12 protein-coding genes are annotated in these 13743 nt (G+C 51.7%); 7 read left to right on the forward strand and 5 right to left on the reverse strand.

Annotated features, from left to right (window positions below):
* Positions 1 to 367 precede the first annotated feature (367 nt).
* Complete coding sequence (locus tag EPA93_RS07590) at positions 368 to 1657, forward strand: serine hydrolase domain-containing protein (protein WP_129886474.1); 1290 nt, start codon at positions 368 to 370, stop codon at positions 1655 to 1657.
* Between the two features lie 291 nt (positions 1658 to 1948).
* Here EPA93_RS07590 and EPA93_RS07595 read toward each other — a convergent pair whose 3' ends face one another.
* Complete coding sequence (locus tag EPA93_RS07595) at positions 1949 to 2491, reverse strand: AAA family ATPase (RefSeq protein WP_129886475.1); 543 nt, start codon at positions 2489 to 2491, stop codon at positions 1949 to 1951.
* 318 nt (positions 2492 to 2809) lie between these two features.
* Between EPA93_RS07595 and EPA93_RS07600 the strand changes: the two genes are divergently transcribed.
* Positions 2810 to 3760, forward strand: coding sequence for a GlxA family transcriptional regulator (locus EPA93_RS07600; protein WP_129886476.1), 951 nt, complete (start codon positions 2810 to 2812; stop codon positions 3758 to 3760).
* A gap of 120 nt (positions 3761 to 3880) precedes the next feature.
* On the opposite strand, the gene EPA93_RS07605 is transcribed toward EPA93_RS07600, so the two are convergent.
* From EPA93_RS07605 to EPA93_RS07615, 3 genes are all read right to left on the reverse strand, one after another.
* Positions 3881 to 4165, reverse strand: coding sequence for an SHOCT domain-containing protein (locus EPA93_RS07605; RefSeq protein ID WP_129886477.1), 285 nt, complete (start codon positions 4163 to 4165; stop codon positions 3881 to 3883).
* 62 nt (positions 4166 to 4227) lie between these two features.
* On the reverse strand, positions 4228 to 5826 hold the full coding sequence (locus EPA93_RS07610) for a sensor histidine kinase (RefSeq protein ID WP_129886478.1): 1599 nt from the start codon (positions 5824 to 5826) through the stop codon (positions 4228 to 4230).
* A 16-nt stretch (positions 5827 to 5842) separates the two neighbouring features.
* On the reverse strand, positions 5843 to 6517 hold the full coding sequence (locus EPA93_RS07615; RefSeq protein ID WP_129886479.1) for a response regulator transcription factor: 675 nt from the start codon (positions 6515 to 6517) through the stop codon (positions 5843 to 5845).
* A gap of 248 nt (positions 6518 to 6765) precedes the next feature.
* Here EPA93_RS07615 and EPA93_RS07620 point away from each other — a divergent pair, with 248 nt between their 5' ends.
* The 3 genes from EPA93_RS07620 (at position 6766) to EPA93_RS07630 (ending at position 7990) form a co-directional block, all read left to right on the forward strand.
* Positions 6766 to 7071, forward strand: a complete 306-nt coding sequence (locus tag EPA93_RS07620; RefSeq protein ID WP_129886480.1) for a hypothetical protein — start codon at positions 6766 to 6768, stop codon at positions 7069 to 7071.
* A gap of 61 nt (positions 7072 to 7132) precedes the next feature.
* Entirely contained in the window at positions 7133 to 7525 is a 393-nt protein-coding gene (locus tag EPA93_RS07625) for a hypothetical protein (RefSeq protein ID WP_129886481.1), read from the forward strand.
* A 78-nt stretch (positions 7526 to 7603) separates the two neighbouring features.
* On the forward strand, positions 7604 to 7990 hold the full coding sequence (locus tag EPA93_RS07630; RefSeq protein WP_129886482.1) for a cupredoxin domain-containing protein: 387 nt from the start codon (positions 7604 to 7606) through the stop codon (positions 7988 to 7990).
* Between the two features lie 219 nt (positions 7991 to 8209).
* On the opposite strand, the gene EPA93_RS07635 is transcribed toward EPA93_RS07630, so the two are convergent.
* Positions 8210 to 9190, reverse strand: a complete 981-nt coding sequence (locus tag EPA93_RS07635; RefSeq protein WP_129886483.1) for an LLM class flavin-dependent oxidoreductase — start codon at positions 9188 to 9190, stop codon at positions 8210 to 8212.
* A 200-nt stretch (positions 9191 to 9390) separates the two neighbouring features.
* On the opposite strand from EPA93_RS07635, the gene EPA93_RS07640 reads away from it, so the two are divergent.
* A complete protein-coding gene (locus EPA93_RS07640; protein WP_129886484.1) occupies positions 9391 to 12579 on the forward strand; it encodes a winged helix-turn-helix domain-containing protein in 3189 nt (1062 codons plus the stop codon).
* 309 nt (positions 12580 to 12888) lie between these two features.
* Complete coding sequence (locus tag EPA93_RS07645) at positions 12889 to 13692, forward strand: CPBP family intramembrane glutamic endopeptidase (RefSeq protein WP_129886485.1); 804 nt, start codon at positions 12889 to 12891, stop codon at positions 13690 to 13692.
* The last annotated feature ends 51 nt before the right edge of the window (positions 13693 to 13743 follow it).

A 13743-nucleotide genomic window follows, 5' to 3' on the forward strand; every position in this document is an offset into this window, starting at 1 on the left:
CACTTACGATTGGCCCTACTATAGTGCTCGTCCATGAGACTTAACAGTGGCGCGATTGCCAGAGATCAACGGAATCTGGCCAGCTTGACCTCACGCCGTCGAGTGGAGCAACTTGCCATCCTTGCAAACATCTTGTGCTCTGGCATAATTATTTTCTTTGGCGGAGAAAACATGGTAAAAGAACATATGCTACAATATATTTAAAGGTGGATATTTAAATTTTTTAATATCAGCTCAGTTTATTACTCTTGCTTCACGCCTTGACGTTATCTCCAGCAAAGTATGCTAGAAGCAAGCGTGCCTGGAATATTTTCTAGGGTAAATGAGGTAATTGTAGGTGCAATGAAAAGGAAAGCTGTGAAAAGGAATGATGATTGAAATTGATGAAATTGTCAATGCAGTGATAGGTGTAGAGGAGCCAGGCGTGGCGGTGGCCGTGGTGAAGCGCGGTCGCCTGGTTCATAGTAAAGGTTATGGGCTGGCGAATCTAGAATGGAATATTGCAATTCAGCCCAATACTGTATTTCGCCTTGCATCGGTTACCAAACAATTTACAGCTACGGCAATTCTCTTACTAGAGCAACAGGGCAAATTGCATCTCGCTGATTCTCTCACAAAATATCTTCCCAGCTATCCAACTCATGGACATGAGATTTCTATCTGGCATCTCCTGACGCATACCTCGGGCATTAAACCTTACAACGAAGTTGAGAATTTTTTTGAGCTCTACTGCAGGAGGCAGCTCTCGCATGCGGATGTCGTTGACATGATAAAAGATTTCCCCCTCGAATTTGCGCCAGGAACACGGTACAAATATAACAATACAGGATATTATCTACTCGGTATGATTATTGAAGTGGTGAGCGGGAAGAGTTACGAGGAGTTTATCCAGACGCAGATTTTCGCGCCTCTGGGGATGGAGCACTCGTATTATATGTGGAACGAGAAAATTATTCCGCAGCGGGCGAGCGGATACTCCAAATTAGAGCAAGGCTATCAGCATGCGCCTTTCCTCGATATGACTGTGCCGTATTCCGGTGGCGCGCTCGGCTCTAATCTCGATGATCTTGTACGCTGGGATGCGGCTTTACGTGAGGGCCGGCTGCTCAAAAAAGAGGCCCTGGAGCGTATGTTTACGCCAGCGCAATTGCTGGATGGGAGCAGAGCAGAGTATGGTTTTGGCTGGGGAATTGGTGAGTATCGCGGCCATCGGGTTGCCTATCATCAAGGAGACATGAACGGCTTCATAACCTTCATTGCACGATTTCTTGATGATGAGATAACAGTAATCCTGCTTTCTAATTCACATGGATCTGACATCGAAACATTGTTTCGGTGCATTGTCCGACAGTCCCTTGCCTTGCCTCCGCTAATACAGAAAACCAGCTCGCTTGAGCCGGAAGCTATCATGAGGATGGTCGGAGCGTATACTCTGGCCGGGATGTTCCAGTTTATGGTAGAAGTAGAACAGGCTGACGATACGCTTATGCTGCGTCCATTTAACGTGGAATTAAAGCCGCTGAACGAAACGACCTGTTGCTTTGCCCATGATCATGAAATAGAGCTACACTTCTCTGATGAGGGAGCGCAAGGCTTTAGTACCATGGCGATTTGCTTTCCGTTCTCCCCCTTACCCCTGACGCGTGTAGACGCTTAAACATGGCTGAGCGAGCTCATTCGTGGGGAGACAATAGACATTTTCAATACAGATCAAGCGCTAAAAGTGTATATAGGGGAATATCGGAGTGAGTAAGGGAAATTCACACTGTATTCTGCCTGAGGCAAGTAGAAGTAAGGGAATGGAGTTTGCAGCGGGCCGCATCTCTAGCAAGTTGCCATAGACATGTTTTGTCTGATGGGCAGATAGCTGGAACCTTGTAGCGGCCCTTGAGATAGGGTCTACTGGTTGCCCCCTTGCGACGTTTCCAATTCCTTGCCACATGGGCGACTATGAGAGTCGCAGGTCGCCAGCCGCCAAAGCTGCCCTGACCGTGGCGACACTTTCATCAAGAGTGTGCATGGTCGTGTCTATGACATGAGACTCATATGGTCCTAAATGAGCAAAGTACTTCCACATCTTCCCCACAATCTCAGGGTTCACCAATGCTCCAGATTTTCGTTCTACCGCTCGCGTAATGCTCGTCTGCAAGGCTGGGCGCAGGACGACGAAACGGATATCACATCCGTCTTGAACCGCCTTCAACCAGGGATCGAGGTACCAGGGACCGATAATCCCATCGACGATGACCTCATAGCCTCCCCAGGCATATCTGGCGGCACTTGCGGCAAACGCATCGAGGACGATGATGTTTTGCTCTTGCGCTTCGGGTAACCAGGTGGCAACATACCCTTTGCGGATAGATCGATAAAAGTCGTCAGTATGTATGTGGACGGCGCGTTCATAGGGCGACTGTTCTGCCAGCCGCCGTGCGACGCTACTTTTGCCCGATCCAGGTGGGCCAGAAATGATCATGATAGGAGTAGTATTCATCAAGGTATCCTCCAATTTAACATCTCTTGCGCACAGTAGAGGTACAAGAGAGGCTTGTGTTCATAAAGAGAGTCTATCAGAGAACCAGGCGAAAAACTTCGTCCATATGCACGGTGTTTTTTCTCTGGTCCTGCGCCTATTTACAAAATATTGCAAGGAAGGAGCACATCGGGAGCGACTTCGCCTGAATGACGAATGCCGATTCCCATGCTTCAGATAAATTTCCCACCCTTCAGTTTTAAAACCTGATAACCCTTGAGTGAATTTACAATCTGCACCTGATTGTTGGACGAGATAAGCAAATGGTAGAATAAGGCTATGCGTACTATTGCGATTCTTGCCCTGGATGGCGTCGTCGCCTTTGACTTATCCATTCCGCTGGAAGTCTTTGGGCGAACCCCTTTGCCTGGCGGGCAAGCTGCTTACCAGGTATTCATCTGCGCGCCGACAACTGAGGTCAATGCTGGCACGTTCACGCTCCATGTTCCGTGGTCTCTGGAGAAGCTTGTTGAGGCGGATACCATCATTTTGCCTGGCCTGGCTGATCCAACCGTACCGACTCCCGGCGAGGTGCTGGCTGCTTTACGCAGTGCCGCAGCGCGTGGGGCACGCATCGCCTCGATCTGCGGGGGTGCATTTATCCTGGCCGCTAGCGGGCTGCTGGATGGTTTGCGGGCAACCACTCATTGGATTGGCGCCAGGGAATTAGCGCGGCGCTATCCCAAGATAGAAGTAGATCCCAACGTCCTCTTTGTCGATAATGGGCAGTTTCTGACCTCGGCTGGAGCTGCCGCCGGCCTTGATTTGTGCCTGTATATGATCAGGCAGGATTATGGCTCAGCCGTGGCCGCTGATGCAGCCAGAATCTCGGTGATGCCCCTTGAGCGCGATGGAGGGCAAGCCCAATTCATCGTCCACGAGCCCCCTGCTCCCGATGGGATCACGCTTGAACCGCTGCTGCGTTGGCTTGAGGCAAACGTACAGCGCGAATTGCAGCTTGAAGATATTGCAGAGCGAGCGATGATGAGCACGCGCACGCTTAGCCGGCGCTTCCGCGAGCAGACCGGTACAACACCGTTGCAATGGCTCAAGCGGGCCCGGCTGCGCAAGGCGCAATATTTGTTAGAAACCACCGGGCACTCCGTAGAATGGATCGCCCGTCAGGTTGGCTTTGGCTCCTCAACCACTTTTCGCGACCAATTCAAGCACCTGGTTGGGATTAGTCCGCAGGCTTATAGGCGGGCATTTCGCGGGACAATGGCGAACTGAGATGGCGGGAAGGTGGGTATCTGCCGTAGAGGGCAAGCAGGAGAGCATTTCGGCTCCCCGCCTGCTCCAAGGGGTCAGGTAGCTTCGGACGAAGCTTCTCGGGTCCGAAGAAGAGCGAATTTACTCGTAATGTGCTGATCTATACGAGCTTACCAGGCGCTCGCGCATCTGCTCAAATGTGGCAGTGTCGATCTCGCCACGAGCATAGCGCTGGCTAAGAATTTCCAGGGCCGTGGGTTGCGGCTGGAACGGAGGCATGCCAGGGCCGGGCTGGCTATATGGGAACGGTGGCCGCCACTGACGTGCTCCTCCGAAGAGTGAGCGTAAGCCCCACACAAGCAATCCCAGAATCACTAGCCAGAAAATGGGAAACAGAAAACAGAAACCGTGAAACCCTCCATGCATAGAAATTTCTCTCTTTCTTGCTAGAACTTTTCTCTATGTACTTTTTATTTTTGTTAGCTTGCTCATTGAGCTATAGCGTCAGTATAGCTCTCCTGGATGACGGAAACATGAACTTTCTTGCATTTTTTTGTCATCGATCTGTCATTTTTGGGTGTAGCTTCCTGTTCCTGATTGAGCAGAGGAAGCCTGACTTCGAAGACAGAGCCCTTGCCAGTTTCGCTCTCCACGATTATTTCACCGTTGTGAGCATGAACTATCCATTGCACAATGGCCAGACCCAGACCAGTGCCACCGGGCTCTTCTTTGACCTCGGAACCGTCAGCCAATCTGTGGGTACTGCGTGTGCGAGCCTTGTCTACGCGGTAGAAGCGGTCAAAGAGGAAGGGAAGATGCTCATCATCTATACCTGGTCCGTCGTCTTGCACGCGCACTACGCCCCAATGCTCATCCTTGCAGCTAAGCTCTACGCGCACATGCGTACCTACGCCGCTCGTATATTTGATAGCATTTTCGATCAAATTCATTAGCATCCGGCTCAAGTAGTGAGGATCACCATTCACTAATAGCTCAGGCAATTCACCAGTGGCAAGACTGACCTGACTTTGTTGGGCCAGAGGCAGCAGGCGCTCGACACTAGCCAGGGTCAGATCGCTTAGGTCCAGCTCCTCCAACTGGAGGGTGATCTGTCCCGTATCTGCGCGCGCCAACAGCAGGAGGCTATTAACTATCGTCGTCATCTGCTCGTTTTCAGCCTGAAGCTGCTCCAGAACCTGGCGATATTCCTCAGGTGTGCTCAACTGAGTGAGCGCACGATTGAGTTCGAGATCAATGATCGTAAGCGGCGTGCGCAGCTCATGGCTGGCATCGGCTGTAAACTGCGTCTGACGCTTAAAGGCTGCTTCCAGGCGGGCCAGCATCTGATCAAAGGTCGCCGCCAACTCACCGAACTCATCATGGCGTCGTAGATGCAGGCGCCGGCGCAGGTCTGTTGCATTGATCTCCCTGGCCGCGTGGGTAATCATCTTCACCGGGCGCAACATTTTCCCGGCCAGCCAGTAGCCACCGATGAAAGTGGCTAATAGGCCCAGGAGAGCGTGAAAGAACCAGATTGGCATCAGATTCATCGGGCGCGGAAGGGCCAGACCAACGATAAGGGTTGCGATGCGCGCATTCTTCTCAAGTAACGGCGTAATCAGGAAACGATAGTTGTTATTGTTGTTATTATGCCACTGGTTTGTCGAATGAGGCGTGTTAATAGTCAAGTCTATCATAGATTGACCGGCCTCACTTCTACCTTGCAATAATTGTATAGTGGGACGAGAGAGTGTGCCGCGAGTGTCCAGCACTGTATTGTCAGGGCCGAGCAGGAGCACAACCTCGTCATCCGAAGAACGCGTAACTTTCTGCGAAGCCGGGGTAGCTTTGCTCAGAAGCGCTTGCTTATAGACATTTTCAAGTTGCTGGGTATCTGTATAGAGTTGTGTTTGTATGCGGCTCTCTGACGTGTTGCTATTGAAATATGTCTGGGATGCATACAGGCTTCCACCGATAACCACAAGAATGACGGCCATGACTGCGACGTTCCACAGAGTCAGGCGCAAGCGCACGCTCATGATAAAGGAGACTAAAGCGCGCAAGAATTGTCGCAACACTCGTTTCATAAAGTCAGGCTCTTTCCTATGCAGGTGGCGTCAGGCGATACCCGATGCCACGAATCGTTGTCAGTAGCTTTGTGGCAAACGGAGCATCAATTTTGCGGCGCAAGCGGCGCACGTAGACGTCTATTACATTGGACTCACACTCAAAATCATAATTCCAGATATGCTGTTCTATCATATCACGCGTAACCACCTGATTGGGATGGTACATCAGGTACTCTAATAAGGCAAATTCGCGTGGAGTTAGCTCGATTGGCTGACCCTCACGCTCTACAATATGTGTGGCCGGATCAACAATCAAGTCACCTATTTCCAGTTTACCATTTTTATATGGCTGATGGCGACGTAGCAATGCCCGCAGGCGTGCCAACAGTTCACGCATCGCAAAGGGCTTGACAAGATAATCGTCAGCCCCACAATCCAGGCCTTTCACCCGATCCTCTATACCATCACGGGCCGTTAAGAGCAGAATTGGCGTGTGAATACGGCGGCGGCGCAACTCACGACAGACTTCAAGACCATCTTTCTTGGGAAGCAGGATATCCAGAATAATCAGGTCATAGGAAGTCAATTCGGCAAGGTCTTGTCCCTCCTGCCCGTCGTATGCTGCGTCGACGCTATATCCTTCGTGCTCTAGATTAGAGGCTAATGAACTGCTCAGGCGATGATTATCTTCTATCACAAGAATGCGCATAGTGCCGTCCTCTGTGTATGAGTTTTCAGTTTTCTTCCCTTCGATTATCGCACATGAAAATGACAAATCCATGACAAAAAAGATCTGGGAAGTTCATATTCCTGTCACCTGTGCTAGCTATACTCTTACTCAACGCGTGACCGCGCTCAGCAGGTAGCCGGCAAGACGCTTCTGTTCTACTTTCTAGCGATCATCAGTCATATGATGTTTTCTTTCCTGCACTAGTAAATTACGGTAGGAGCTCACTAATGACACATGTACTTTCAGAGCAGGCTATTGCGCAAGCTCTGGCTTCCTTGTGGCAAGAGACAGAACAGGCCCATTTTCTGCGCTCAGTGTCAGCTTACGAATGGCATAAAACGCTAGAGGCGCGTCGAAGTTTTACCGGGCATCTGCTCTCCCTGTTAGAAAGTGAGCGGGAACGTGCGCAATGCAACGCAAAGGCACCTTTTCTTATGCTTGACTATTACTACACTTTGCTCACTGCCGAACTAAACTGGCTTGATCGCGCGATAGCTATGTTGGATGACGACCCTGAGAAAGGATCAGTATAGGCGTACATCTCTGTTTACCTGGCCAGCGAGCCCGGGTAAGGAGAAATGAAAAGAGGAGTTTATGTGGCACATCATCTGTTTCTGTTTACCTGCAGTAACGAGAAGTGAGCAGCAGCGCTTCTTCACATTATTTCGTGAGGTGTTACGCGCTTATGGAAGGGAGCCTGGAGAGATGGACATAGGCCTCTTTTTCCTGCACACGCTCTCTGCTGAAGAGGTCCTTACGGTTCTGGAGGAGCGCCTTGATATGGTGGTGCGCTCGCAAGAGTATCTCGCGCTCTCACCTGCATATGGTGAGGAAGCTGATGTCAAACGCATGATCATTGATGACCATATGCGCACGCTGCTAGAGGCCGAGAGGGATTGGTTAAAGCGGACGATTGCTCGTATACGTTCACTCAATATCGATGGCAAGTCGAAGTTAGATATGACTTATGTAGCTTCTCAAACATAGACTGCTATATAGATTAAATACTGATGTTGTGGTCTTACACATGATATCACTAAAAAATACTGTTAAAAAGGAAAATACATGCTAAAGAAATTAATTTTTGTGGTGTTTCTGGGTGCTGCTCTCACTTTAGGTCTGGTGGCTTGTGGCTCAACAAGCTCGGCAACCGATACAACTGGAGCTGAAGTCCATATGAGCGGTACAGAGTTCGTGCAGAAGTCAATTACTATCAAAAAAGGCTCAAGCCTTACTTTGATCAGCGACGATATGATGGCGCACATCATTGCTAACGGCACCTGGGACAATGGCACGGCTAAACCGGGGAAAGAGCCGGGGGCACCTACGGTCGCCAATGTGCAGGTTGCTGGCAATAGTCAGGCCTCGATCGGACCCTTTAACACGGCTGGGACCTTCAATCTTTACTGCACCATTCATCCAGGGATGAATCTCACTGTCTTTGTCCGATAAGTTCGGCTCTCTGTGCTCTCCGTCTCAGCAGCGCTCCAGGTGCCAATCTGGAGCGTTGTTGACTCTTCACGCTATAAGACCACTTGTGATCAATTCTGCTAGCTCGTTTCTGCTCCTTGCGAGATAGCGATCTTATTCTACGATGCGTAAAACGCCCTTGCCTTGTAGATGCTGGCGCTTGGTGCACCTGTGTACATGAAGCTTCTATGGGTGAGCGCGCTACAAGGAACCGACGAGCCGCAGCAGGCGTTGCCACTCATCCTTCTCATCTGTCACAGGAAGGAGCATAAGTTCGTCCAACCCACTGGCTAATAGCTCCTGGATGCGGGCGCTTACCTCGGCTTCATCACCTCTGATCAGCAATGTGCGTGCCAACTCGTTGAGCTCTACCTCGTTGCCATCCTTAACGCCGGCGAAACCTGCATGCGCAAACATGCGTCCGTAGGTACTTACTCTTGCGTAGCGCTCTACCCGTTGGCGCACAGCGGCCAGGGCAACTGTCTCATCTTTGCTGAACGCTACGAACATTTGCGCGATTAAGGGTGGGGCCGGGCGCTGGCGTTCCTGAGCTCCGGCACGCAGGGCGGGAAGTGCTTGATCGAGCAAGTACGAAGGTGGGCACAGCCATGAAAGGGCCCCATCGGCAATCTCGCCGGCCAGGCGGAAGGCACGAGGGCCCAGGGCCGAGATCAGCAGCGGAGTCTGCGTGACGTGCGAGAAGGGCAGGGCTGTCTTGAAAAAGTTTCCTTCATAGTTTGCATCTCCTTCCCATAACGTCTGGCGCAGAAGTTTCAGGTATTCTGTAAGATATGGGAGCGGGGAGGTTTGTGAGAGGCCTAGCCAGTTCTCTATGGGCAGTGTGCCGCCTGAACCGAGACCGAGGCGTAGGCGTCCCGGGGCTATATCGTGGATCGCCAACGCTTGTCGCGCTACCACTAGTGGATGACGTGGATAGGTAGAGACAATTGCAGTTCCCAGCCTGATGTGCTCGGTCTGGGCGGCGGCAATAGCAAATAAGGTGAGCGTATCGGCGTTATTCGCATCTCCAGTCCAGATTTGCTGGACCCCGGCTCGCTCCGCCTCACGTATCTGGGTAAGTTCCTCCTTTGTCTCTATCGGCACGAGGAAGATTCCAACGCGATCACGAAGCGTGCGCCGGTCTATGGCCTTTGTGGATACTGACTGTTTAGCTTGTGACATCTCTTTTTATGTCCTCCATTTCTCGATCACAGCGCGCTGTCAGGCGCTTTTGTAGATACTGCAACTTTCATGAGTGCAGTATAACCTTTAACTGTGCTAAAGTCAAGTGCAGTTTTTAGGATGCGCTTGTTCATTACAAAGCATTCTGCTATACTCACCCATGTTGGGAGGAACGTCTGATAGTTGGGAAGAAAGGTTGTATGCCCAGGTTACCCCTATATGCGCTTGTCTGGTCCGATGAACAGGCCCATTATGAGCTCTTTACGCGTGAGCATCTTGATCAGCGCTTTGCCCGGCGCGACGAGCCTCAATGGCTGGCCTGGCTTGATACTCACCCGTCTTTTGCTTTCCACGGCGCGGCCGGTAGCCTCAATGTCTATCGTGAGAAGCGAGCGCGGGGAGGCACATATTGGTATGCCTACTTCACGGCCGAGCAGCGCACGCGCAAGCGTTACCTTGGGCAGACTGGCAAGCTCACCTTTGCGCGCTTAGAAGAGGTGGCGAGCGAGTTGCGTGGTGAGGCATTCAAACCAGCTCGTGCGCCCAAACTTGCCCAAAAACTGCACAACGCTGCGGATCAGCAGGGTAAGCCTGACAAGTCAGAGCAAATGGTAGCGAGCATGCAACTAGCTTTTTCCAGGCTGACGCCTCCACTGCTTCCCTCCTCATTGGTAGTGCGGGAACGCCTGCTTGAGCGGCTTGACACTGGGCTTTCTCATCGCTTGACGCTCATTTCAGCCCCTGCCGGGGCGGGAAAAACCACGCTTCTCTCGCTCTGGGCGACGCGAGTCACCTTCCCGCTGGCCTGGCTTTCGCTCGACGTTCTTGACAATGAGCCGCAGCATTTCTGGGTTTCCGTGCTTTCAGCTTTGCGCTCCTGTCATCCCGGCTTCGGCGAGGTAGTTCTCGCCATGCTTCGTTCTCCCCAACCGCCGCCGCTTGGGTCCATTCTGGAGGGCCTCTTGCAAGCATTAAGCAAGCTGGCGGGGCCAATTGTTCTCCTGCTTGACGATTATCATGTGATCGAGGAGCAGAGTATTCATGCCTCGCTGCTCAGCCTGCTTGAGCATCTTCCTGGCCATGTGCATCTTATGCTCTCAAGTCGCGTGGACCCGCCATTGGCCCTCTCTCGCTGGCGTGTTCGCGGCCAGTTGCTAGAATTGCGGGGCGCGGATCTACGTTTTCGGCAGGAAGAAGCCGCAAATTTTTTGACTCAGGCTATGGCCCTTTCGCTCCCACAAGAGGAGATGGCTCAACTGGCCCGTCGCACGGAAGGCTGGATTGCGGGACTACAATTGGCCGCGCTTGCCTTGCGTCAGCATGGGGATCACTCTGCTTTTGTCAAGGGCTTTACGGGCGGGCATCGCCATGTGCTTGATTATGTTCAAGAGGAAATTCTGGCTGGTCTACCTGCCAACCTGCAGGAACTGCTGCTCCAGAGCGCGATTCTAAACCGGCTGTCTGCCTCTTTATGCCAGGCAGTGACTGGCGAGTCTGAGAGTCAAGCCCTATTGGAGCAGGCCGAACGGGCAAACCTCTTTCTAGTGCCTTTGGATGAAGAGCGACGCTGGTATCGCATGCATGAGCTCTTTCGTGAGGCCTTGCAGGCGCGCTTGCGTGCCACCCGGCCAGAGCTCTGGTCCCAGCTCCACCGGCGAGCTGCGCGCTGGTATGAGGAGCATGGTGAGCTAAGGGCGGCGATTAGCCATGCGCTGCAAGCTGCAGATTTTTTCTGGGCGGCCAGCTTGATGGAGCGAGTAGCTGAGCAGCTCTGGTTATCAGGTGAGAGCCAGACATTATATAAATGGGTGATGCTCTTGCCTGCTACCGTATTGCACAGGCATGCACGCTTTGTGCTGACGGCGGCTCTGTATGTGCTCGTCGCTGCCGCTTCGCTGGAAGAGGCGCAATTTGTCAGCGCCCGTGCTCAGATGGAAGAGATGATTGAGCGCGTAGAAAGGGTCCTACATCTTGAAGAGGGTCAGGCGGCTCCTGCTTCCCTGGCCGCCTCCGAACTTGTCTTGCTTCAACAGCGCTTGCAATTACTACGGCTGGGGAGCCAGGTCATCAGAGAAAATGGGCAGTATGATCGCGAGCAGTATCGTCTCATCGACAAGCGTATGCAACACCTTGATCAAGCAGAGGATGAGGCAATCTGGCAGATGATCCCGCTCTCTGTGAAATACATACTGCAGCAAACCTTGGAGGCTGGAGGCGCCTCGCTGGTCCCTCTCTTTCTTGAGGCAAAGCAGCGCTTTAGATTGTCAAGCAACCGCTTTGTGCCCACCAAAGTTATGCAGTGGTTGACTGGGAGCTATCTGCGGGCTGGAAAGCTGCATCTGGCTTATCAGGAGTGTGAGGACGCGCTTAATCTCATTGCCCAAACCCATGGACCTGCCTTGCTATCTGGCTATCTTGCTTGCCTGGCAGATTATTTTACTTGCTGGCAAGCTAATATTTTATACTACTGGAATCGTCTGGAAGAGGCGCGCAACATACTGCGCGGGCTCCTTCGCAATGCTCAGAGCTGGCGCCGCTTTGATCTCCAGATCAGCGGATATGTGCTTCTGATTGAGGTCGAGCTGGCTGCACGCAATTTCTCTGCTGCACAGCAGCTGCTACAACAATTGGAGGAACTTCTGCGGGATCGGGAAATATCGTTGTATCGGAGCATCTTTAGCCAGGTTCAGGTCAAATACTGGCTGGCAGTGGGAGAGCTTGATAAGGCCACATCCTGGGCTGCGTGCACGGCGTTTTCGCCAGAAGACTGGAATCCCGAGCGCACGGGAGAAATTCTAGCCCTGGTGCGCGTTCAGCTTGCTCAGCAGGAATTTCAAGCTGCACTCGCCAGCCTCGAACAGTTCAGCACGCAGCTTGACCGGCCAGAAGATATGGCCACCACTATGGCTTTTCTTGCGCTCGATGTAGTAGCTTTGCAGCAAGTTGGGAAGAGGGAACAGGCTTGCGACAAGCTGCGCCGCCTCCTGACACTGGCAGAGCCCGAGGGCTATATCCGTATATTCCTGGAGTCCGGGGCAGCCATGCGGGACGCCTTGCAACATGGGGGAGAGCACTCTTCTGCTGCTTTCGTCTCACTCTTGCTGGCAGCTTTTGACAAGGAAGCGCAGGCCACTGCACAGACTACCTCAGCGCAAGCTCTAGCCCAGATAGATATAATGGGTCGGGCTCGGCTGATTGAGCCACTTACCATCCAGGAACAGCGTATACTACGGCTGCTCATGGCAGGTTGCTCGAATCAAGATGTTGCCAGTACGCTCGTGATCTCGCTCAACACAGTAAAAACCCATCTCAAGCATCTCTATAGCAAGCTCAATGTGCACAACCGAACTCAGGCCAGTGCCCTGGCCAGGCAGTTGCGCTTGCTCTAATCTTGCCTTCCTCCGCGAGTTTCGTTTTCCATCAAAAAATCACACCCAGGGGTGATGGCGGCCCACCCTTTGCTTAAATATACTCCTTTTATGAAGCTTATATGCAGTTTTTGCAGAGGGAAGCCATGAAGCGTATTTAGCTCTAGCACCCTCTGGGCCAGGTTCCATCCTGGAAGTTTAAACATACCTGCCTGTACGTGCCAGATAATACCTGAGCCGTAGTTGATGCTTTGTCACTGGAGCGGCTTAGAAAGTTGCTTGAAGAGTATTGAAAAGATAGAAGCAAAAACATAAATAGGAGAATACAGCATGCAAAATAATATACCAATAAAAAGATCGCCACTCAAACTCATTTTATTGGTCTTTATACTTTCTATCCCATTCTGGCTAGCTGATAATTTTGTGCCGCGCTTACCTCTGCCGATAAAGCTTCCTGTGAGTGCGCTGCAGTTCATCGTGACACTTGTGCTGACCTGCATCTTTGTGTATAGAGAAGAAAGTTTTGCTGGGATAATTCGGCTCTTCAAGAGAGTTTTTGATGTAAGGGGGATCAAGAACAAGATCTGGTATCTGCCAATTTTTCTGTTGAATCCTCTGATCATGCTGCTCTCTTATGGGATCTTGTATCTGCTGGGGCGGCCACTGCCCGCCGAACCGCTTATCCCCTGGTTAGAGATCCCGATCTTTTTTGTGATCTTCTTTCTTGCGGCAGCTTGTGAAGAGGTCTGTTGGACGGGATATGTCATTGATCCTTTGCAGGAGCGCTGGGGTGCCTTAGCGGCGAGCGCCTTTCTAGGAATAGTATGGGCTCTCTGGCATATTCTCCCCTGGCTTTCAATCCAGCCCCCGTTATGGGTAGCCGGACAGGCTCTCTCTAGCATTGTGTCACGCATCGTTATAGTTTGGCTCTACAATAATATAGGAAAAAGCTTAATTGTAGCCATCCTCTTCCATGATATGAAGAATGTCAGCGAGTTCGCTTTTCCCAACTACGGCTCGCATTATGATCCGGTGGTTAGCTCATTGATCACGACTGTGATAGCTTTGCTTGTCGTAGGCTTGTGGGGTCCTGCGACGCTGGCGCGCTTGCGCTTTAGGAGCCAGGCTAAATAACATAGCTTTCACTTAGCTTACTTCGTGCAAACTTTCATCTAGCGGCATGGG

The organism is Ktedonosporobacter rubrisoli, from assembly GCF_004208415.1.
In the GTDB taxonomy this organism is placed as follows: Bacteria; Chloroflexota; Ktedonobacteria; order Ktedonobacterales; family Ktedonobacteraceae; genus Ktedonosporobacter; species Ktedonosporobacter rubrisoli.